Source organism: Haloleucobacter albus (assembly GCF_052492075.1).
The window spans coordinates 184075-204063 of the sequence record NZ_JBQWAS010000021.1; the positions used below are offsets into that span (position 1 = coordinate 184075).

At 63.2% G+C, this 19989-nt stretch carries 17 protein-coding genes and 1 other RNA gene; 5 read left to right on the forward strand and 13 right to left on the reverse strand.

Features of this window, described 5'->3' with window-relative positions; genetic code table 11:
• Window positions 1–91: 91 nt before the first annotated feature.
• Together ACT6QH_RS05320 and ACT6QH_RS05325 are read right to left on the reverse strand one after the other, a co-directional pair.
• Window positions 92–2662 (reverse strand): ABC transporter permease, encoded by a 2571-nt coding sequence (locus ACT6QH_RS05320; protein ID WP_444973765.1) that lies wholly within the window; start codon window positions 2660–2662, stop codon window positions 92–94.
• Window positions 2659–3369, reverse strand: coding sequence for an ABC transporter ATP-binding protein (locus ACT6QH_RS05325; RefSeq protein WP_444973801.1), 711 nt, complete (start codon window positions 3367–3369; stop codon window positions 2659–2661). Before ACT6QH_RS05325 ends, ACT6QH_RS05320 begins: the two co-directional genes overlap by 4 nt.
• A gap of 164 nt (window positions 3370–3533) precedes the next feature.
• Between ACT6QH_RS05325 and ACT6QH_RS05330 the strand changes: the two genes are divergently transcribed.
• On the forward strand, window positions 3534–4220 hold the full coding sequence (locus ACT6QH_RS05330; protein WP_444973766.1) for an arylesterase: 687 nt from the start codon (window positions 3534–3536) through the stop codon (window positions 4218–4220).
• A 42-nt stretch (window positions 4221–4262) separates the two neighbouring features.
• On the opposite strand, the gene rnpB is transcribed toward ACT6QH_RS05330, so the two are convergent.
• Window positions 4263–4631: RNase P RNA component class A (gene rnpB, locus ACT6QH_RS05335), an RNA gene on the reverse strand.
• A gap of 207 nt (window positions 4632–4838) precedes the next feature.
• On the opposite strand from rnpB, the gene ACT6QH_RS05340 reads away from it, so the two are divergent.
• On the forward strand, window positions 4839–5807 hold the full coding sequence (locus ACT6QH_RS05340; RefSeq protein ID WP_444973767.1) for a KpsF/GutQ family sugar-phosphate isomerase: 969 nt from the start codon (window positions 4839–4841) through the stop codon (window positions 5805–5807).
• 22 nt (window positions 5808–5829) lie between these two features.
• Here ACT6QH_RS05340 and ACT6QH_RS05345 read toward each other — a convergent pair whose 3' ends face one another.
• From ACT6QH_RS05345 to ACT6QH_RS05365, 5 genes are all read right to left on the reverse strand, one after another.
• Window positions 5830–6777, reverse strand: a complete 948-nt coding sequence (locus ACT6QH_RS05345) for an AEC family transporter (protein WP_444973768.1) — start codon at window positions 6775–6777, stop codon at window positions 5830–5832.
• A 128-nt stretch (window positions 6778–6905) separates the two neighbouring features.
• Complete coding sequence (locus tag ACT6QH_RS05350; protein WP_444973769.1) at window positions 6906–7682, reverse strand: N-acetylmuramoyl-L-alanine amidase; 777 nt, start codon at window positions 7680–7682, stop codon at window positions 6906–6908.
• A gap of 29 nt (window positions 7683–7711) precedes the next feature.
• Window positions 7712–8494: a TerB family tellurite resistance protein gene (locus ACT6QH_RS05355; RefSeq protein ID WP_444973770.1), complete on the reverse strand. Its 783-nt coding sequence runs from the start codon at window positions 8492–8494 to the stop codon at window positions 7712–7714.
• Between the two features lie 127 nt (window positions 8495–8621).
• The gene (locus ACT6QH_RS05360; RefSeq protein ID WP_444973771.1) at window positions 8622–9869 is read right to left on the reverse strand and encodes a GGDEF domain-containing protein; all 1248 of its coding nucleotides are present in this window, start codon (window positions 9867–9869) and stop codon (window positions 8622–8624) included.
• A 156-nt stretch (window positions 9870–10025) separates the two neighbouring features.
• Entirely contained in the window at window positions 10026–10433 is a 408-nt protein-coding gene (locus ACT6QH_RS05365; RefSeq protein WP_444973772.1) for a hypothetical protein, read from the reverse strand.
• Window positions 10434–10767: 334 nt separating this feature from the next.
• On the opposite strand from ACT6QH_RS05365, the gene sfsA reads away from it, so the two are divergent.
• From sfsA to radC, 3 genes are all read left to right on the forward strand, one after another.
• On the forward strand, window positions 10768–11481 hold the full coding sequence (sfsA, locus tag ACT6QH_RS05370) for a DNA/RNA nuclease SfsA (RefSeq protein WP_444973773.1): 714 nt from the start codon (window positions 10768–10770) through the stop codon (window positions 11479–11481).
• A 241-nt stretch (window positions 11482–11722) separates the two neighbouring features.
• Entirely contained in the window at window positions 11723–12550 is an 828-nt protein-coding gene (gene map / locus ACT6QH_RS05375) for a type I methionyl aminopeptidase (RefSeq protein ID WP_444973774.1), read from the forward strand.
• Between the two features lie 40 nt (window positions 12551–12590).
• Window positions 12591–13388, forward strand: a complete 798-nt coding sequence (radC, locus tag ACT6QH_RS05380) for a RadC family protein (RefSeq protein ID WP_444973775.1) — start codon at window positions 12591–12593, stop codon at window positions 13386–13388.
• A 93-nt stretch (window positions 13389–13481) separates the two neighbouring features.
• On the opposite strand, the gene ACT6QH_RS05385 is transcribed toward radC, so the two are convergent.
• From ACT6QH_RS05385 to ACT6QH_RS05405, 5 genes are all read right to left on the reverse strand, one after another.
• The gene (locus ACT6QH_RS05385; protein WP_444973776.1) at window positions 13482–14327 is read right to left on the reverse strand and encodes a TorF family putative porin; all 846 of its coding nucleotides are present in this window, start codon (window positions 14325–14327) and stop codon (window positions 13482–13484) included.
• Between the two features lie 340 nt (window positions 14328–14667).
• Window positions 14668–15615: a 2-hydroxyacid dehydrogenase gene (locus tag ACT6QH_RS05390; protein WP_444973777.1), complete on the reverse strand. Its 948-nt coding sequence runs from the start codon at window positions 15613–15615 to the stop codon at window positions 14668–14670.
• A 215-nt stretch (window positions 15616–15830) separates the two neighbouring features.
• Complete coding sequence (locus ACT6QH_RS05395; protein ID WP_444973778.1) at window positions 15831–16445, reverse strand: helix-turn-helix domain-containing protein; 615 nt, start codon at window positions 16443–16445, stop codon at window positions 15831–15833.
• 204 nt (window positions 16446–16649) lie between these two features.
• Window positions 16650–18047 (reverse strand): HlyD family type I secretion periplasmic adaptor subunit, encoded by a 1398-nt coding sequence (locus ACT6QH_RS05400; protein WP_444973779.1) that lies wholly within the window; start codon window positions 18045–18047, stop codon window positions 16650–16652.
• A gap of 125 nt (window positions 18048–18172) precedes the next feature.
• Window positions 18173–19951 carry a type I secretion system permease/ATPase gene (locus ACT6QH_RS05405; RefSeq protein WP_444973780.1) on the reverse strand — a complete coding sequence of 593 codons (1779 nt, stop codon included), beginning with the start codon at window positions 19949–19951 and terminating at the stop codon, window positions 18173–18175.
• Between the last annotated feature and the right edge of the window lie 38 nt (window positions 19952–19989).

Consider the following 19989-nt stretch of genomic DNA (forward strand, 5'->3'; position numbering starts at 1 on the left):
GCCCCATCAACCCCTCCTGTCGCGCCCGGCATGATGGTGCGGTTCTGGCCGGAAGAATCAAGCTTTTCACAGCCCACCAACAGACAGATCTTCACAGATGTCGCAATAGCCGGGCCGGAGCCCGCCCCAACGCCCGGAAGGTACCCAGCAAACCAAACCCCACAGTGAGGGCCAGCGCGCCGGCCACTGCGGCCAGAGCAGCCCCCGGCGGAAAGACGAAGCTGATCTCCATCACCTGCGTCGTCACCCCCCAGGCCGCGAATGCGCCGGCGGCAATGGCGAATAGCGCCGTCACCAGCCCCAGACCGGCATATTCCAGCACATAGGCCCCCAGAAGCCTGGCCCGCGTGGCACCCAGCGTCTTCAGCACCACCGCATCATAAACCCGGTGCTGATGCCCCGCCGCCAGGGCTCCGGCCAGCACGAAAATGGAGGTCAGCACCGTGACAAGGCTGGCGATGCGAACACCGAAACCCAGATCGTCCAGCATTTGGCGAGCTTGTTCCAGCGCCTCTTTCACCCGCACGGTGGTCACGGCCGGCCAGGCTTGCGCCACGGCCTTCAGCACCTCCACCTCACGCGCCGTGTCCGCGCCCTGCGGCCAGCTGAGAGTGGCGAGCGTGGAATGCGGTGCTCCGGCGAATGTGCCCGGCGAAAACACCATGACAAAATTGATGCCCAGCCTTTCCCATTCCACCTCTCGCAGATTGGCGATGGTTGCGGTGATGGTGCGGCCCAGCACATTCACGCTCACCGTATCCCCCAGCGCCAGCCCGAGACGACCGGCCAGTTCCGCATCGAAGGAGACCAGAGGCCGGGTCTCGCCGGGCGCCCACCACTGCCCGGCGACCAGACGGGAGCCCTCCGGCAGCGTATCCGCCATGGAGATCCCCCGATCGCTTTGCAGCACCCATGCGGCATCGGCCGGCACCTTGTCGGCATCCGCCGGCGCGCCGTTCAGGGCCATGATGCGCCCGCGCAACATGGGCACGCTCTTCAGTTCGGCGCGAGGGGCTTGTTCCTGAATGAAGTCGCGAAAATCCGCCTCACGATCCGAGGGCACATCCACGAAGAAGAAGCTCGGCGCATCCTCCTGCAAGCGGCCGGAAAGTTCATGGGACAAGGAGCGGTCCACCAGCGTAATGGCCACCAGCAATGTGAGCCCCAGCCCAAGCGAGAGCACCACTGTAGGCGTCAGCGCGCCGGGCCTGTGGATATTGCCCAGCGCCAACCGCGCCATGGGCGCATGAGGGCGCGGCAGATGGCGGGCCAGCACCATCACCCCCTGCCCCACCAGCCGCAGCAGGGCAAAAACCAGCACGGCGGCCACAAGGAAGAACCCTGCAATCCGCATATCTTCCGCGCTCAGCACTGCCAGCGCGGCGAGCAACACCACCAGAACAGCCATGAGCCCCAGCGCCAGCCCCATGGTCATGCGTGATGAGCGCGGAGGGCGGGCATCAAACCCGCCTCGGAACAGCACGGAAACCGGAGCCTCCTGCGCCCGCGCCAATGGCCATATGGTGAAAACCGCCGCGACCAGAAAGCCATAGAGCGCAGCCAGCCCCAGCGCCGGCCAATCCACAAAGGGCTGCAACGGAAACGGCAGGAAAGGCGCAACCGCCGCACTGGCCACGAAAGGCAGGGCAGCCCCCAGAAACAGCCCCAGCACGATGCCGAACAGGGCGATCAACGCAATTTCCAGCCCGTAAGTGGTGAAGATTACCCGGCGCGGCGCACCCAGCGCCTTCAGCGTGGCAATCACCTCCTGTCGCGTGGCCAGATGGCTGGAAACGGCATTGGCCACCCCCACGCCGCCGACCAGCAACGCCGTGAGCGCCACAAGGGTGAGGAATTGGGCGATGCGCTTCACGCTACGCTCCAGCCGGGGAGCGGCGGCCTCACGCGTACGCATCTGGAAACCACCCTCCGCAAGCGCGGCTTCCGCCTGCACCATCACATCTTCAAGGGTCTGCGGGCTGGTGTCCGGCAGAAGCAGGCGATAGCTCCAGCGCACCAAACTGCCGGGCTGCACCAGATGGCTGGCCTCCAGCCCCGCCATGGACACGAGCAGCCGCGCCCCGAAACCAATGCCAGCGGAAAGCTGATCCGGCTCTTTTTCCAGCACGGCGCGGATTTCGAATGTCGCCTCCCCCACCTGCACATGACTGCCGGGAGAAAGGGACAGACGGGCCATCAGCACCTCATCGGCCAGCGCTCCCCATGCGCCATCACGATAGGCCAGAAGCTCCGGCAGAGGCCGGGCAGGTCGTGTTTCGAGTGCGCCGACAAGCGGATATGCGCCATCCACCGCCTTCAGCTCCACCAGCGCTGCATCGCCATCTGCGGCCCGCGCCATGGCGCGCAACAGCGCTACCTCACCCAGCCTGCCCTGCCCTTCCAGAAAAGTGCGCTCCTTCGTGCCGGCCTGTCTCTGCACAAGGGTGAAATCCGCATCCCCGCCCAGAATCGCCCGCCCCTCGCGGTGCAGACCTTCCGTCAGCGCCCCAGCAAAGCTGCCAATACCGGCAATGGCCATAACCCCGAGCACAAGGCAGGCCAGAAATACCGTGAAGCCCCGTTTCGCCCCACGCAATTCCCGCAGGGCCAGACGCAGTGAAACCGGGAGCCGCGCCCCGCTCTTCATCTGCCCACCGCTCATGCCGATGCTCCGGCCGAGTGCGGCGCGGCGGCCCCGCTGCTGTCTTCCACAATAGAGCCAGACCGCAGGCGCAACACCCTTTCACATCGTGCGGCCAGCGTGGCATCATGCGTCACCAGCACCAGCGTGGTGCCACGCGCGGCATGGGCGGCAAACAGCAGATCCATGATCTGCCGACCTGTTCCTTCGTCGAGATTGCCCGTCGGCTCATCCGCCACCAGTATGGGCGGCTCCGGGGCCAAGGCCCGCGCGACAGCCACGCGCTGTTGCTCCCCCCCGGAAAGCTGGGCCGGATAATGATGCGCGCGATGACCAAGGCCCACCGCCTCAAGCTCCTGCGCGGCGCGGGCAAAAGCATCCGCCCGCCCGGCCAGCTCCAGCGGAACGGCCACATTTTCCAGTGCCGTCATGGTGGGAATGAGATGGAAGGACTGGAACACAATGCCCACATGCTGCCCCCGGAACCGGGCCAGCGCATCCTGAGACAGGACAGTGAGCTCCTGCCCTGCCACCATGATCTTCCCGCTATCCACCTGCTCCAGCCCGGCCATCGCCATCAGCAGGCTGGATTTGCCGGAGCCGGAGGCCCCCACCAGCCCCACCGTTTCCCCCGCCGCAATGGTGACGGAAACCTGACGCAGCACATGCACCCGCGCTGCACCCTGGCCCAGAAACAAATCCACCCCGCTCAGGGCAAGAGCCGGCATGCCGGAGACCTGATCGGATAAGGCGGCGGAAGCGGATGGAACCATGGCGCGAACATATCCATGTGCTTGAGAAAAACAGACAGCCAATCTGCGGCGCAGCATAAAGCCTGACGCAGCGGAAATGCGAATGAATCATCGGCCGTAAGGCCACAGGAGAATGAAACATGCTGTTCAAGGCGCTGAGAGGGCTTCTGCCGGAACGGGCTCTGCCACTGGCCCTTCTGCCCGCTTTGCTGTTCACGGCCATGCCGGCTGCGGCGGATACCCGCACCTCCTCCCCCCTGCGCATCGTGGCGCTGGGAGACAGCCTGACGGCCGGCTATGGCGTGGCCCCGGCCGATGCCTTTCCGGTGCAGCTTCAAAGCGCCCTGAAAAGCCGCGGCCATAATGTGGTGGTGGAAAATGCCGGCGTCTCCGGTGATACCACGACACAGGGCCTCGCCCGGCTGGACTGGTCCGTTCCCCCCGGCACGGATGCGGTGATTGTGGAGCTGGGCGCGAATGACATGCTGCGGGGCCTGCCGCCGGAAGTGCCGCGCGCCTCGCTGAACAAGATCGTCACCCGCCTCAAGGCACGCGGGCTCGTGGTGCTGATTTCGGGCATGAAAGCCGCCCCCAATCTGGGGCCGGATTACCAGGCCCGCTTCGATGTCATCTTTCCCGAAATCGCCACCAGCCATGGCGTGCTGCTGCACCCCTTCTTTCTGGAAGGGGTTGCCGGCAATGCGCAGCTTCTCCAACCGGATGGGCTGCACCCCAATGCCCAGGGCGTCGCCCGCATTGTCGATGGCATTTTGCCGGATGTGGAAAAGCTGATCGCCGAAACACAGGCCGCCCGCGCCACGCCTTGAAAGATGGCGTGAACAGCAGCCTGTGACAGGCCGCGCAAAGCAAGCACCAGCCGGCCTGTAAGCCGGGTTCTGTATGGCGGGCCGAAGCCCACGTGGCGGCCATTCATCTGGGACGCCGGTTACCCGGCGCCTCTGGCAGTCAACCCGGACAGCGCCCCGCAAACAAGGGTGGTTTCCCGTGCTGTCCCTATTCGACCTTGCTCCCGGTGGGGTTTGCCGTGCCGCTTCCGTTGCCGGCCGCGCGGTGGGCTCTTACCCCACCGTTTCACCCTGGCCTGCGCATGCGCAGGTGGTCTGATTTCTGTGGCACTTTCCCTGAGGTCGCCCTCGCCGGACGTTATCCGGCACCGTGTCTGCGTGGAGCCCGGACTTTCCTCGACATCGAAATGCCGCGGCCGCCCGGCCGGCTGGTGGGGCGCACACATGGGCCGCAGCGGGCGCGACGTCAAGTGCCGCATGTGCAAAAGCATGGGAGAAGCCCATTTGGCCCACCGGCTCAGGCTGGCCACATCTGCGTGAGATGGTTCCCCATCGCTGGTGAAGAATGCTATCTCAGGCGCAGCCATCCGGCCCCTTCATGCCATCGCGCCCCATCCGGGCAACGGAAGCCTCTGCCCCATGACCACCTCTGCCGTCACCTCCGCCCTCGCCACGCTGCGCGCTGAACAGGACGGGCTGGAAGCCCTTTCCGCTGCGCTGGCCGGCCCGCTTGGCGAGGCCTTCGGAAAGGCTGTTTCCACCATTCGCACCGCTCGGGGCCGCGTGGTGGTGACTGGCATGGGCAAGAGCGGGCATGTGGCGCGCAAGATCGCCGCAACCCTCGCCTCCACCGGCACCCCCGCTTATTATGTGCACCCGGCCGAAGCCAGCCATGGCGATCTGGGCATGATCGCGGCGGATGATGTCATCATCGCCTTGTCGTGGTCCGGCGAAACGGCCGAACTGCGGGATATGGTGCATTATGCCGGGCGCTTCGGCGTGCCGCTCATCGCCCTGACCTCCCGGCCGGAAAGCGCGCTGGGCACAGCGGCCGATGTGCTGTTGGCCCTGCCTCTGGCCCCGGAAGCCTGCCCCCATGGCCTGGCCCCCACCACCTCCACTCTCATGCAACTGGCGCTGGGCGATGCGCTGGCCGTGGCCCTGCTGCAAAGCCGTGGCTTCACGGCGCGCGATTTCCGCCAGTTTCACCCCGGCGGCAAGTTGGGCGCCAGCCTCAGCTTCGTGCGGGATGTGATGCGCGCGGGCGATGCCGTGCCGCTGGTGAAGCAGGGCACCGCCATGGGCGAGACTCTGGTGGAAATGAGCGCCAAGGGGCTCGGCTGCGTGGGCGTGGTGAATGATGACGGGATTCTGGTGGGTATCGTCACCGATGGCGATCTCCGCCGTCACATGACTTCAGACCTCACCATTCAGCCCGTGGACGCCATCATGACGCCCGCCCCCAAGACAGTGCAGCCGGACCAGCTCGCCACCGAGGCGCTGGCGGCAATGAATGAGAAGAAGATCACCGCCCTGCTGGTGGCCGATCAGGGCAAGGCCGTGGGCGTGCTGCATATTCATGATCTGCTGCGCACCGGCGTGGCCTGAGGCCAAATGCCTGGCCCATGTTTCAGCCCGGCGCAAGCCAGATGCAGAATCCCATTGTCACCACCGACAGAACGGTGCTGACAAAAAGGGTGGAGGCCATCTCCTGCGCCGCGCATTTCGCCTCAAGCGCAAAGATCACCACAATAGCTGCGGTCGGCAGGGCCAGCGTCATCATCGCCAGGGCGCGTTCGGCATCCGGAACACCGCACAGCCCCATCAGGCCCAGGAGCAGAACCGGGATCAGCAGGTTCCGGCAAAACACATTGATGATGACAGGCCAAGACAGGCTGACATTTTGATCATAAAGGGCCACACCCACGGCAAACAGGGCGACACCGCTTGTCGCATGTCCCAGAAGGGTGAACGATCCCTCCAGCAAATGAGGCATGCGAAAGCCCAGAAGCAACAGGCCGAAGGCCAGCAAGGGTGCCCACACCACCGGCTGGCGTACGGCATGCAGCAAGCTGGCGCGCACAATGCCTGCCATCCCCGCAGACGCGCTATCCTGCCGGGTTTGTCCGCCGGCAAGAAAAATCATCACCAGAGGCAACTGAACGAGATACAGCAACATGCTGCCCGTCGCGATCGCCAGATCCGCATCCACCGGATAGAGCACACTCAGCACCGGGGTGCCCACAAAGGGCACGGCCGGCCCGCCAATGGCCAGCGCACGCAGGGCTGCCAGCTGGGCGGATGTGCGCAATGCCAGACGGCAGACACCAAACACCACCACAAGAGAACCGACCATGCCAATGGTGATCCACATGACAAGCCGGGTGTTGCGCGTAATCTCGGGAAGGGGCGTTTGCAGGATGCCGGAAAAGAGCAGCATGGGCAGGGCATAAAGCATCACCATACGGTTTAGCGCCGAGACCTGCTCCTGATCGAAATTCCGTCTCCAGCCTGCGAAAAACCCGAACATCAAAGTCACGACAATGGGCAACAATGCCGCGACGATGGTTTCCAACATATCAGCCCCTTCAGTCTGCAAGGAGGCTCAATAGCGCGCACATTGCCCGCGCACCAGCCATAGGCCCGCACCCTTCATATGAAACACGAAATGGGTGCCGTTTTCAGCCGCCTCGGGCGAGGCGCCATTCAGGCAATGACAGGCGCATCTCCGGGCCGGCTGAGCAGCAGGTTCCGCAGGGTCATGATGGTTCCGGCATCGGCCACCCCATCCACCCGCGAGCGGCGGAAATGGCGCTGAAAGGCCCGCACCACCGCTTCGGTCATGCTGTCATATGCACCGCTCACCGGAAGGCCATAGCCATAAAGGGCCAGCATGGCCTGAAGCGCCTCCACCGGCTGGCCAGCATCACCCGGCATGAAGAAACGCCCGCCCTCCACCTGCGCCTCCGGCACCATATGGCCCACGCCGGCCTCATGCAGCGTATCCCACGGAAAACGCTCGCCGGGGTCCTCCTTGCGATCCGGGGCCACATCGGAATGGCCCAGAACCCTGTCGGCGCGGATGAGATGGCGGGAGAGAATATCCCGACACAGCGCCACCACGGCGCTGATCTGCGCCGGTGGATAAGGCGGCAACCCGCCAGAATGGCCCGGATTGACAATCTCGATACCGATGGAGCGCGAATTGATGTCGCTCACGCCCTCCCACATGGCGCGCCCGGCATGCCAGGCCCGGTGCGCCTCAGCCACCATCTGCACCACGCCGCCATCTTCCAGCACCACATAGTGACAGGAGACCTCGGCCTCCGGCTTCTGCATGATGGCCAGGGCGGCCCCAGCGCTTTCCATGCCTGTATAATGCAGCAGCAGCATATCCACTGGCAGGCGACGCGCGCCGAAATTGGGAGTGGGCGCGAGAGACTGCACCAACGGACTGTCAGCACAGGAGAGAAGATCACTCATATTTGCAAACCATGGGCTCTGGCGTCCGGTCAGGCCGGGGCGCGCATGCTGGTGATACGGGCATAGGCGGCATTCAGGGCAACCACCCTGTCATGCGCCAGTTTCAGCGCGGCCGGCGGCAGGCCACGGGCCGCCAGCCTGTCGGGATGGTGCGTGGCCACAAGGGTGCGCCAGCGGGCTTTCACCTCGACGTCACTGGCTTCCGGCCCCAGATCCAGCACCGCGAAGGGATCATCCGGCCGACGCACATGGCGGGCCTCGATCCGCTCATAAGCCAGCCCTGTAAAACCGAGAATCTCCGCAACATCGCGCAGGAAATCCAACTCGCGCGGATGCAGGGCATGATCCGCCTTGGCGACATGGAACAGCGCGTCCAGCAGGTCTTCGCGCGTATCGGCATCATCGGCGAACATCTGCGCCACCTGCCGGGCATAAGCCTGATAGCCAGCCGTATCGGCCTTGGCGAGATTGAACAGCCGCGAAACGGCTTCAAACTCACCGGGCGGAATGGTGAAAACCTCCTGAAAAGCCTGCACTTCAGCAGGCACCACCACGCCATCGGCCTTGGCCATCTTGGCGGAAAGGGCGATGAGCGCGATGGAAAAGGCCGCCGGCTTGGGGGCCGGTGCCAGAAGGCGCGCCAGCACATGGCCGGCCAATGCACCGGCCAGCGCGCCCAGTGGCCCACCCAGCACGAACCCCAGTCCCGCGCCCCCCACCAGCCCGGCACTGCCAAGCAGGCGCGCGCCCACGGGGGAGCCGGCATGAACCGGAACCGGCAGGCCGGCATTGTCCTTCTGCGCGGAAGTCAAAAATCATTCTCCATGATGGCACCATGGGGAATCTAGAGCATTCGCGCGGCAGAGGCACCCGGCAAATCACCCTTGCCGGCCCAACGCACCGGCACGCGCCTCACATGCATGGGCATCTTTCGATGCCTTATTGCGATTGCATCGCGGGAGAATCCCCCCTGGCCCCGATCCGTACACTACAGGCTGACATGGCCTCGTCGGCGCACACCTTGTTGCGCCCGGTGCGCTTGGCCTCATAAGCCATGAGATCGGCCCGGTGGATCGCATCTTCCAGAAGTTCCTCCTCCCCGATTTGCGCCACACCGAAGCTGCCTGTCACCGAGCGTTCCTCCAGCCCTTCAAAACATGTCTGTTTCAGATGGGTGCGCACACGCTCTGCATAGGACACCGCCCCGGCCAGAGATGTGCCAACCAGCAGCACAACAAACTCCTCCCCGCCGAAACGGGCGGCCACATCGCCACGCCGCAACTCATCGCGCAATATTCTGGCGAAGTGGCGCAACACCTGATCTCCCGCAGCATGCCCGAAAGTATCATTGATGGATTTGAAATGGTCGAGATCACAAAAGACGACGCTCAGCGGGCGAGAAGCCTTGCCCAAGAACAAGCGACGGGCCTCGGCATCAAAATGCTGGCGGTTGAACAGGCCCGTCAGGGTATCTGTCGCGCTATCCCGGCGAATATCATCAATAATATCAGTCACCACCGCCAACAAGAACACGATGGCCAGCGCAAACCCGCAGATCAGAATGGAGAAGTTCAGGGTCTGCCAGAATGGCGAATAGGAAAAATTGGCGCTGATCTCCTCCCGGCTCAAACCAGCGCTGTACATCTCTCCGATTTTTGTAATTTCATCAGTGATCGGCACGGTCAGAGCGGTTCGCACGAAGAAGTGCATCCCAAACAGCAGAACCGCCCAGAACATGACCTTGTCTATCAGCGGGCTGTGGCGGCGATGCCGGATCGCGCCCGCAGCCACCAGCAGCATCAGCCCATAGCCGAAATTCTGCGTGTAAATCCGCATCATGAGAGAGGGCTGGATATAGGTGAAAACCCATAATAACCCCATGATGCCAGCAGCGATGAGGTAATAAACGGGTTTCAGCCCCCTGCGCCCATCACGCAACAACACGCCCTGTATCATCAGGGCGATGCAAGCTGTATAGATCAGGCCGCTGAGCAGTGCATTCACGGCATAGTTCTTTGGAATGCCCAGCATCTGCACCAAAGCCGCCAGAGCATATGCCAGAAACGCCAGCGCAAAATACAGCACATACCGTCGTTTGGTCTGATACAGAAATGCCAGCAGGAAGGCTGCGGCCATGATGATGGCAACCGCCGGCCCCGTGAACTGATACAGGCGTCCGTCCGTCATCCCAGCCCCGAGCTCAGATCTGAGCGGCGGATAAATGATCCAGGCACCCCATCGCCTGACAGCCCCCTGCCGCCGCACTACAACCTTTGATATATGCCAAGCTAGCGCACACCCTCTACCGATGGAAGGGGGCTCAGCCCGGCAATACCCGCGCCATTAGAGCTTGCGGCGGTAGATCATGCGGCCCAACTCCCCCTTCAGGCGCTGAAAATCCTGAAAGGTGAACCCCAGAAGCGCTGTGGCCAATGCGGCCAGAATGGCGGCTGTCATGCTCGACCAGCCCAGCGCGCTCGTGATGAAATCATAGACCAGATAAGCCAGTATGATTGTGACCACAGTCGCCAGACCATAATACACCTTGGGCTGCATTCTGGTCAGCACGATGCCCACGCCCACCCAGATGATGATGGCGATGAGAAGAGCCCAGCCCAAACCCAGACCAAACTTCGAGGCGACAAAATAACCGCCAGAGCCGCACAGCAAGATAAAGGCGACAAGCAGCAACAGCCCGGCCCTCAGACGCAGAACCGAATTCTTGCGGACGACCGGGGTGGGAGTATTCATTTGTACGGTCCTGAAATTTGAGCCTGCCAAGCCCGCACATGCCGCGCGGAACTGGCAGGATGCGGCGAAGCCGGGCGCAACTCAATGGCCGGAAGGCAGGAAGCGCACCACCTCCCCTGTTTTGCAGTGCAGAGATGACTTTCCAGCCTGTTGAGACCCATCGCACCCGGCAAACATGCCAGAGGCTGGGTTCATCCATACTCTTCCCGACCTATGCTGTCATGATGCCGGCGCGATTCGCAGGAGAGTCTTGATCTTCCCGGCCCTGCTCTTCGCCGGCATTGCCCTTCATCTTTTACCCTTCCCCTGAACCGTCCTTCTCCGGCTTTCTCCCATGCAGTTTCCCAGCCCCCTCATGCCTGCCCGCCTGCTGCGACGCTATAAACGCTTTCTGGCCGATGTACTGTTGGAAGACGGCACAGAAACCACAGTGCATGTGGCCAATCCCGGCGCCATGCTGGGGTTGACGGCGGAGGGCAGCCGGGTCTGGCTCTCACGCTCATCCAACCCGACGCGCAAATTGCCCTTGAGCTGGGAACTGGTGGAGGCGAATTTCGGACAGGGACCGGAGCTTGTCGGCGTTAACACCATGCATCCCAATGCGCTGGTGGCCGAGGCCATTGCGCAAGGCCGGGTACCCGCCCTGGCAGGCTATGCCCGCCAGCGTCGCGAGGTGAAATATGGCGTCAACAGCCGGATCGACATTCTGCTGGAGGATGATGCCCGCGATCCCTGCCTGGTGGAAGTGAAGAATGTGCATCTCATGCGCACGCCGGGGCAGGCCGAATTCCCGGATTGTGTCACTGCCCGCGGCGCCAAGCATCTGGTGGAACTCGCCGCACAGGTCGCGGATGGCCGGCGGGCGGTGATGGTCTATCTCAGCCAGATCGGTTCTGCCTGTGATATCCGGCTGGCCCGCGATCTTGACCCCGCCTATGGCGCAGCTTTCGATGCCGCCCACGCGGCAGGGGTGGAAGCCATTGGCCTTGTGTGTCATGTCGATACGCACGGCATCCGCGTGGCCGGGCAAATCCCCATGAAAGGCTGAATGCGGGCTGGTGAACGAACCTTCGGTCAACGCCACAAGACGACGCGAAGAAAGCAAGAGAGTCGCGCGGAAGACTTGCTTTGAAGCATATTCGGCTTAAATCTCCCGTCATGGATTGATCGGGTGCGCCGGACGGCTCCGGCATGTTTGACCCGGCAGAAAAACAGCGCAGGCCCCATGCCGGGCCGCGCGAGAACGGCTGCGGAAGGCCACCTTCCCGCAGCCGACGGAAGGCAAGGCCATGAGCTATGTGGAAGCGGCGGACGCGCCGCTGCGGAAGAACGGCAAGATCAAGATTTACGGCCCCGAAGCATTCGAGGGCATGCGCAAGGCCGGCCAGCTCGCCGCCCGCATTCTCGATGCCATCGCCGAACTGGTGAAGCCCGGCGTAACCACCGCCCAGATTGACACATTGGTCTATGAGATGACCGTGGCGGCCGGGGCGCAGTCAGCCACCATGATGTATCGCGGCTATCGCTATTCCGTATGCACCTCGCTGAACCATGTGGTGTGCCACGGCATGCCCAACAACAAGCCGCTGCGCGAAGGCGATATCGTGAACTGCGATGTCACCATCGTACTGGATGGCTGGTATGGCGATTCCAGCCGCATGTATGCCGTGGGCGCCATTCCCCGCAGGGCCGAGCGGCTGATCGAAGTGACCTACGAAGCCATGATGCTCGGCATCGCGGCCATCAAGCCCGGCGCACATGTGGGCGATATTGGCGCGGCCATTCAGGAATTTGTGGAACCCCAGCGCATGAGCGTGGTGCGCGATTTCTGCGGCCATGGCATCGGCCGGGTGTTCCATGACGAGCCCAACATCATCCATGTGGGTGAGCGTGGGCAGGGGCCGGAACTCGTGCCAGGCATGTTCTTCACCGTGGAACCCATGGTGAATCTGGGCAAGCCGCATGTGAAGGTGCTCTCCGACGGCTGGACCGCCGTAACCCGCGATCGCTCCCTCTCCGCCCAGTTCGAGCATATGTTGGGGGTGACGGAGACAGGGGTGGAGATCTTCACGCTCAGCCCCAAGGGCTATGACAAGCCGCCCTACTCCATCGCCTGAACAGGTTCCAGCCAGATCCAGCCCGACCGAGAGCCTGCCCATGGTCGACGATCCCCGCGACGGCCTGCATGAAGCCCCACTGCGAGACCCTTCAGCCCATGAAGGGCCCGCAGATAAGGGGTTTGCGCGTCCAGATCCTCCCCCCGCAAGCCCTCAACGTGAAGCGCCCCCGCATTATCACGGCCACCGTGACAGGTTGCGGGCGCGCTTTCGCGCCGCCGGGGGGCAGGCGCTGGCCGAATATGAATTGTTGGAACTCATTCTGTTCCGCGCCATTCCCCGTCGGGATGTAAAACCGCTGGCCAAGGATCTGCTGGCGCGCTTCGGTTCCTTCGCGGAAGTCGTCTCCGCACCGCCTGCCCTGCTGGCCGAGGTGCCGGGCGTGAAGGACGCCATCATCACCGAACTGAAGATTGTGGAGGCCGCCGCCCAGCACTTTGCACGAGCGCAGGTGAAGAACCGCCCGGTACTGTCATCCTGGAGCGCGGTGATTGATTATTGCCGCACCGCCATGGCCTATGCCGAGCGGGAGCAGGTGCGGGTTCTGTTTCTCGACAAGCGCAACCAGCTCATTGTGGATGAGGTGCTGCAAACCGGCACCATCGACCATGCGCCCATCTATCCGCGCGAAGTGGTGAAACGGGCGCTGGAGGTTTCGGCCTCGGCCATCATCCTGTGCCACAACCACCCTTCCGGCGATCCCAGCCCCTCGCGGGCGGATATCGACATGACCCACCGCATCATTGGCGTGGCCAAGCCGCTGGGCATCGAAGTGCATGACCACATCATCGTGGGCAAGGAAGGCCATGCCAGCCTGCGCGGTCTGGGCATGATCTGAGGCCGCACCCAGCGCGCCCTCCTGCGCACCGCAGGCATGAAAAAAGCGCCGCCCCGAAGGAGCGGCGCTTTCTTTTTCAATCTGTCCCGAAGATCACTTCAGATCAGAGAAGGCCACGTCGAAGGACAGCGAGGCCAGGAAGCGGTCACCGCAATCATTGCTGTTGCCGATCATGAGCACGCACTGGTCATCGCTCAGATCAGAGCCGTGATAGCGCAGATCCAGCGTGGCAGCCTTGTAGGTGAAGCCCACACCCACATTCCAGTAGCTGTAGCCGGAAAGGTCCACATAATAGGGCGTGAGGGTGATGGGGGTAAAGAAGGTGCCATTCCAGGCTGCGGAATCCAGCCACTGATAGCCATATTCACCAGAGATGTGCCAGCCAATGGCTTCACCCGGACCGAAGCTCGGCAGGGCCACTTCAGCCGTACCGGCCAGATAGGTGCCGTCGGTGTTGGTGGCTGCGAAATCGCTCGTCCAGTAGAGGTGCATGCCGACATTCAGCCAGTCGGTGACCTGATAGCTGGGCTTGAAGTAGATTTCCCAGTAGTTCAGATCCGTATCGGCATCGCTGCCCGGATAGGTGTAGCCGGTAAAGCCGGCATCCAGGGTCAGCTTGTCCCAGGTGTGGCGCACGCCAGCATACAGATCGACCTCAGCCGAGCCGGAACCCAGGAAGCTCACATTGGAGCCCCAGGCGCCCAGATAAACCCAATCAAACAGGGAGAGTTCCGCATAGCCCTGAATGGCCGCATTGCCATTGGTCTGGCTGACACCACGGAACACATAATCGGAAGCGCCGGTCACGCCGAAGGAAACATCCCACAGCGGAGCGGGAGCCGCAGGCTCAACAGCCTTCACGGGCATGGACATATCAGCCGCAAAGGCCGTACCGGAGATGAGGAGAGACGACACCGCCGCCAGCGCGATTTTCTTCATGGTTTGTCCTGCTTGGCTCAACACAATCTGGACAAATAGAAGCATTAATTCTGACAGGAGTTAATGACAAAATTTGAGCACAAACTGTCCTCAAATTAATCAAACCCGCATGAATGCTGGATTCTTATGTTGCAGTTTTACAACATGAGGACGACGTCGCATTTGCCTCATGTCCAAAACAGCGCCTGACATCCCCTTGACGCCGCGATTGCAGCCGCGTTGACCCGCACAAATGTGACTATCAAATCACACAATATGACATGCCCGGCGAACCCGGCGCGGCGCCCCTATGCGCCGCGCCCCACATGCAAACAGCGCCGCCGGAGCGCTCAGCAACGCTTCAGCCGGCACATTCCGGCACCGGCGTCACCGCGCCGCGCCCCGCAAACCAGTTGCGCAGATTATCCACCACAAGCTGGCCCATGGCGGCGCGGGTGGTGAATGTGCCAGAGCCCACATGCGGCAACACCACCACATTCTCGAAGCTCATCAGGGCCTCGGGCACATGCGGCTCCTGCGCGAATACATCCAGCCCCGCCGCGCCGATGCGCCCGCTCCGCAACGCTTCCACCAACGCCACCTCATCCACCACACTGCCGCGCGCCACATTCACCAACAGGCCCTGCGGCCCCAGCGCCTCCAGAACATCGGCATTCACCAGATGCCGGGTCTGCGCACCACCGGGCACCAGAACCACCAGCACATCCACCTCGCGGGCCAACTCCACAAGGTTGCCACGCCATATATAGGGCACATCCGCCCGGCGGTTGCGGGTGTGATAGAGCACCGGCACGCCAAACCCTTCCAGACGCCGCGCCACGGCCAGACCAATACGCCCCAGCCCCACCATGCCCACCTTGCGCCCACGCAGGGAGGGGCTGAGCGGAAACGCCCCTTCGGGCCAGCGCCCTTCACGCACATAACGATCCGCCTGCGGAATGCGCCGCACCGTGGCCAGCAGCAAACCCAGTGTCAGGTCCGCGACCTCCTCATCCAGCACGCTCGGCGTATGGGTCACCATCACATTGCGGCGCTGGGCTGCGTCCACATCCACGGAATCGTAGCCCACACCGAAATTGGCGACGATTTCCAGGGCCGGGAAACGAGCCATCAGCTCATCATCCACTTCGCGCCCAACGCCGGAAACGATGCCGCGCACCTGGCCCGCCTGCCCCTCCTCTAGAGCTTCGGGCATCAGAACGGTAAAATGCTCTGCAAGTGCTGGGGCCAGTGCCGGGTCCATGATCGGCCCGGTCTGGAACAGGATGGGGCGTGCTGTGTTGGTCATCTGGCGTGTCTCCCGGAATGCCCGGTTCGTCCGGGCCTTGTGCCGCCGGCATGAGGCGCGCACGGCAGGGCCTGTTTAATAAGCCAGCCAGCTCTGGTCCATCGCTTCTGCGGGCAGACTTGGGCAACGAGCAGAAGCAACGCGCAACGGGCAGGAAAGACCGGATCAAGAAACAGCCCGAATGGCAAAGGGCACACACACATTGGCACGGATGTTCAGCTGCAATCGTCCAGATACAGCAATTCTGTCACGCCCACGGCCTCTTCATCCGTGCGCTCACAGGCCACATCAATGATGATGCGATAGCCCACGCGGCGAAAGCACATATGCCAGCGATGCACCACGGCAGGGTCCAGCTCGATATCTGTCATACGCCGGCTGATCCCGCCAATGATGGCGACCTCCCCCTTGCGAATGGCCTGCATCAAATCCCTGTCGTCGGCCAGGCTTGCCGCCTCGTTCACAAGGCGGTGCGCCATGAAGTGCCCTTCCAGCCGGGCATATTCCGGCCACAACTGGCGATACCCCTGCGATGACGCCAGCAAGCGCGCGCCATCCAGATCAAACAAGGCGCGCCCACCCATGATGCGTTCCACGAACAGACGCTCCACAAGCAGCTCATTACTGGTGGAATCGGCCATCAGGTCGGTGATGCGTTGCAGATATGCAGCGGAGGGCAGGTCCCGCCCTGTCTCCCAAAAGGAGATGGAAGATTGCGACACACCCAGCATCTCGGCCAGGGCCGCCTGTTTGATATTATTCAGCCGCCGCCATGTTTTCAGCCGCTGTGCAAATTCCATCTTGTCCGCCGCGTTCGCAGATGCGGACACTGCGTCCTCCTTGCCGTCCTGTTCCGGCGTTTTCACCCGAGGAGGCATCCGACATTCACTCCATACCCATATTTGCGCTGTCAGCTATCTAGAACCGCCATTCCGGCGGAATAACATAAAGCGGAGACATGACATTCGCCCGACAGGTACGTTGATACACATCACCGCTCCTGTCCAGAAATCTGGCGAGAATTGCACAGCGCCTCACTCTTCCCGCAGGGCGCGGGCCATCTGGTCTGTCAGCGGCTTGGTAAGATAGCTCAGCGGAGAGCGCGTCCCCGCCACAATGAACACATCCGCCGGCATGCCCGGAACCAGCGGCTTGTCCACCCCCAGACGCGCCAGCTCCTGCTCATTGATGGAAACCTTGAGCGCATAATAAGGCGCGCCGGAATGCGGATCTGTCAGCCTGTCAGGTGAAACCGTGAGCAGCACGCCGTCCAGCTCCGGTGTCGTGCGCTGCTCGAAGGCGGTGAGGCGAATACGGGCGGGCTGGCCGGCATGAAGCTGGTCCACTGCGGCCGGATCGGCCCGCGCCTCCACGATCAGCGCTTCTTCCGCCGGAACAATCTCCATGATGGTGTCGGCCGGGCGCACCACCCCGCCTATGGTATGCACCGCCAACCCGTTCACCCGCCCATTGACGGGTGCACGAATATCCGTGCGCTGCAATCTGTCGCTGGCGGCAATGCGCTGCTCACTCAGATCCTGTACATTGGCGTCGGCCTCGCGCAGTTCAGCCAGCACCTTCTCGCGATGATCGCGCTGCAATTCCAAAACCTGAAGTTCAAGCTGGCCGATGGATTGTTCAATGGCCGCCATATCCGCACTGCGCCCAGCCATATTGCCCTCCAGCTCGGCCTGCTGACGCTCCAGCGCCAGCACACGCGGCAGGGACACCAGCCCCTTGTCATAGAGGGAACGGGTATTTTCCAGCTCACGGCCAATCAGGGCGCGCTGGCGCTCCAGCGCCTCCCGCTGGGCCTTCAGGCCGGCAATCTGCTCACGGCTCTGGGCCATGGCGGCCTCAAGGCGGCCCTTCTGCGCCTTCAGCGTTTCCCGCCGGGCCTCGAACAGGCGCTGCTGCCCGGAGAAGATGCGGCCAGCCATATCCGCATCCATTTTCAGGGTCGAGCCGAACACCGCCCTGTTGCCGGGCAGGCGGGCGCTGTCTTCGGCCAGCATGGCATCAAACAGCGCCGGGCGCATCATGTCAGGGGCCTCGTCACGCTCGGCCTCAAGGCGAGCCTGCCGCGCCAGCGCTTCGAACAGGCGATTCTCGATGATGGCGCGTTCGCTCGCAAGGCGAGTCTGATCCAAACGCAGCAGCACGTCACCAGCCTGCACCACATCTCCATCACGCACCGCAATGGCGCTGATGATGCCGCCATCCAGATGCTGCACCTTGCGGCTGCGCCCTTCCGCCGTCACCACGCCGGAGGCCACCACCGCGCTTTGCAGAGAGGCCAGAATGGACCAGCCACCAAACCCCAGCACCACCGCCAGACACACAAATGCCCCGAACCGCAGATGATGGGCCGGGTCCGCCGGATCATCCGTCGCTGTTTTCGCGCCTGTGCCCACCACATGAGGGCTCATCATGCGCAAGCCTGCCAAACCCGGAGAAACATGGCGGCCCCAGAAAAGACGAACTGAAAGCCACATGCGTCGCATGGCGCGCTTCAGCCCGCTGGCGGATGGGAAAGACAGAGCGCCCCTGTGCATCGTCACCCCTCCACCTTGCGCAAATGCGCTGCGCCTTTGGCCACACCTTGTGCCGTATTTGGGGAAGATGAAGCCGCATTGGCCTGCATCAGCTCGCGCAGCACCTTTTCCTTGGGGCCGAAAGCCACCTGCCGGCCGGCTTTCAGCATCAGCACCTTGTCTACCGCCACCATGCCGCCGGGACGGTGGGTGATGACGACCACAGCCGCACCACGCTTGCGCGCCACCAGAAGGGCGGCATTCAGGGCGGCATCCCCCTCCTGATCGAGGCTGGCGTTCGGTTCATCCAGCACGATGAGGGCCGGATCTCCATAAAGTGCGCGGGCCAGCGCAATGCGCTGCCTCTGCCCGCCGGAGAGCGCCGCACCACCGGGACCAAGGCGCGTCATATAGCCTTCCGGCAGATGCAGGATCATGTCATGGGCTGCGGCGGACTGGGCGGCGCGGATCACATCCGCATCGCGCGCATCGGCCTGATGGCGACAAATGGCATCGCGCACCGTGCCACCTATCAACTCCACATCCTGCGGCAGATAGCCGATATGTCGCCCCAGAAGGTCCGGGTTCCACTGGTCCAGCGTCGCGCCATCCAGCCGCACCGTTCCGGCCATGGGCTGCCACAGGCCCACCAGAAGCCGCGCCAGAGTGGATTTGCCCGATGCGCTGGGCCCGATGATGGCCAGCCCTTCCCCCGGTGCAATCTCGAAATTGAGCCCCTCCACCGCCGGGCGACGCATGCCGGGCGGCGCGGCGACCACGCCGGAAAGCTGAAGACGCCCGCGCGGGGTGGGCAGCTTGATGGTCGCCCGGCTCTCCTCCATGGCACCCAGCCGTGCATCCAGACGATCCCGCGCGGCGCGAGCAGCGGAAATGGCCTTCCAGTGCGCCACGATCTGGTCGATCGGGGCCAGAGCCCGGCCCAGCATGATGGAGGAGGCGATCATCACCCCGCCCGTGGCGGCATGTTCAATCACCAACACAGCGCCAATGGCCAGCGTGGCCGATTGCAGGAACAGGCGGAAACCACGGGAGATGGCCGCAATGCGAGCGGCCCTGTCGCCGCTTTCGCGCTCGGCCGTCATGGCCTCATGGCGCGCACCGCTCCACAGCCCCCCCACATGGGGGCGCATGCCCAGCGCTGTCACCGCTTCGGCGGAGCGACGCGCGGCCTCCAGCATGGAGGTTGCCGCCGCCGCATGGCCCGATGCCCGCACCATGGCCCTGGATGTGAGGCGATCATTGGCAAGGGCGAGGGCAATCACCACCGCAGCGCCCACCAGCCCCACCAGCCCGAGCGACCAGTGTAGCAACCCCAGAATGCCAAGATAAAGTGGCACCCAGGGCAGATCGAACATGGCCAGAGGCGCAGGCCCGGACAGGAATCGCCGCACCGTGGCCAGATCCGAAAGTGCGCGCCCGTCAGCATTCTGCCCCTTGAAGGCGTCCGCGAGTTCGGCCCGAAAGGCGGGGTCCGCCAACTCCTTCTCCAGCCTGTCGCCCATGCGGGAGAGCACCCGGCCACGGGCATAATCCACCATGGAAAAGGCAATATAGAGCCCCGTCGCGATCAGCCCCAGCACCATGAGCGTGGGCAGGGAGCGGCTGGCCAGCACCCGATCATACACCTGAAGCATGAAGAGCGGCCCCGTGAGCATGAGCACATTGGCCACGCCGCTGAACAAGGCCACACCGATAAAGGCATGGCGCGCATTCAAAAGGCACGTCTGGACAGCGCCGGGTGCACGTTCGGATGCGCGACGGGATGTTTTGCGAAGGGTCATGACAAGGGTTCCCATGTCAGTGGCATCCATGGCCACGG

What these genes read in the sequence shown, in the direction of transcription:
- ACT6QH_RS05320 (WP_444973765.1), bottom strand. Translation starts at nt 2,662, where the DNA reads ATGAGCGGTGGGCAGATGAAGAGCGGGGCGCGGCTCCCGGTTTCACTG.
- ACT6QH_RS05325 (WP_444973801.1), bottom strand. Translation starts at nt 3,369, where the DNA reads ATGCCGGCTCTTGCCCTGAGCGGGGTGGATTTGTTTCTGGGCCAGGGT.
- ACT6QH_RS05330 (WP_444973766.1), top strand. Translation starts at nt 3,534, where the DNA reads ATGCTGTTCAAGGCGCTGAGAGGGCTTCTGCCGGAACGGGCTCTGCCA.
- ACT6QH_RS05340 (WP_444973767.1), top strand. Translation starts at nt 4,839, where the DNA reads ATGACCACCTCTGCCGTCACCTCCGCCCTCGCCACGCTGCGCGCTGAA.
- ACT6QH_RS05345 (WP_444973768.1), bottom strand. Translation starts at nt 6,777, where the DNA reads ATGTTGGAAACCATCGTCGCGGCATTGTTGCCCATTGTCGTGACTTTG.
- ACT6QH_RS05350 (WP_444973769.1), bottom strand. Translation starts at nt 7,682, where the DNA reads ATGAGTGATCTTCTCTCCTGTGCTGACAGTCCGTTGGTGCAGTCTCTC.
- ACT6QH_RS05360 (WP_444973771.1), bottom strand. Translation starts at nt 9,869, where the DNA reads ATGACGGACGGACGCCTGTATCAGTTCACGGGGCCGGCGGTTGCCATC.
- ACT6QH_RS05365 (WP_444973772.1), bottom strand. Translation starts at nt 10,433, where the DNA reads ATGAATACTCCCACCCCGGTCGTCCGCAAGAATTCGGTTCTGCGTCTG.
- sfsA (WP_444973773.1), top strand. Translation starts at nt 10,768, where the DNA reads ATGCAGTTTCCCAGCCCCCTCATGCCTGCCCGCCTGCTGCGACGCTAT.
- map (WP_444973774.1), top strand. Translation starts at nt 11,723, where the DNA reads ATGAGCTATGTGGAAGCGGCGGACGCGCCGCTGCGGAAGAACGGCAAG.
- radC (WP_444973775.1), top strand. Translation starts at nt 12,591, where the DNA reads ATGGTCGACGATCCCCGCGACGGCCTGCATGAAGCCCCACTGCGAGAC.
- ACT6QH_RS05385 (WP_444973776.1), bottom strand. Translation starts at nt 14,327, where the DNA reads ATGAAGAAAATCGCGCTGGCGGCGGTGTCGTCTCTCCTCATCTCCGGT.
- ACT6QH_RS05390 (WP_444973777.1), bottom strand. Translation starts at nt 15,615, where the DNA reads ATGACCAACACAGCACGCCCCATCCTGTTCCAGACCGGGCCGATCATG.
- ACT6QH_RS05400 (WP_444973779.1), bottom strand. Translation starts at nt 18,047, where the DNA reads ATGATGAGCCCTCATGTGGTGGGCACAGGCGCGAAAACAGCGACGGAT.
- ACT6QH_RS05405 (WP_444973780.1), bottom strand. Translation starts at nt 19,951, where the DNA reads ATGACCCTTCGCAAAACATCCCGTCGCGCATCCGAACGTGCACCCGGC.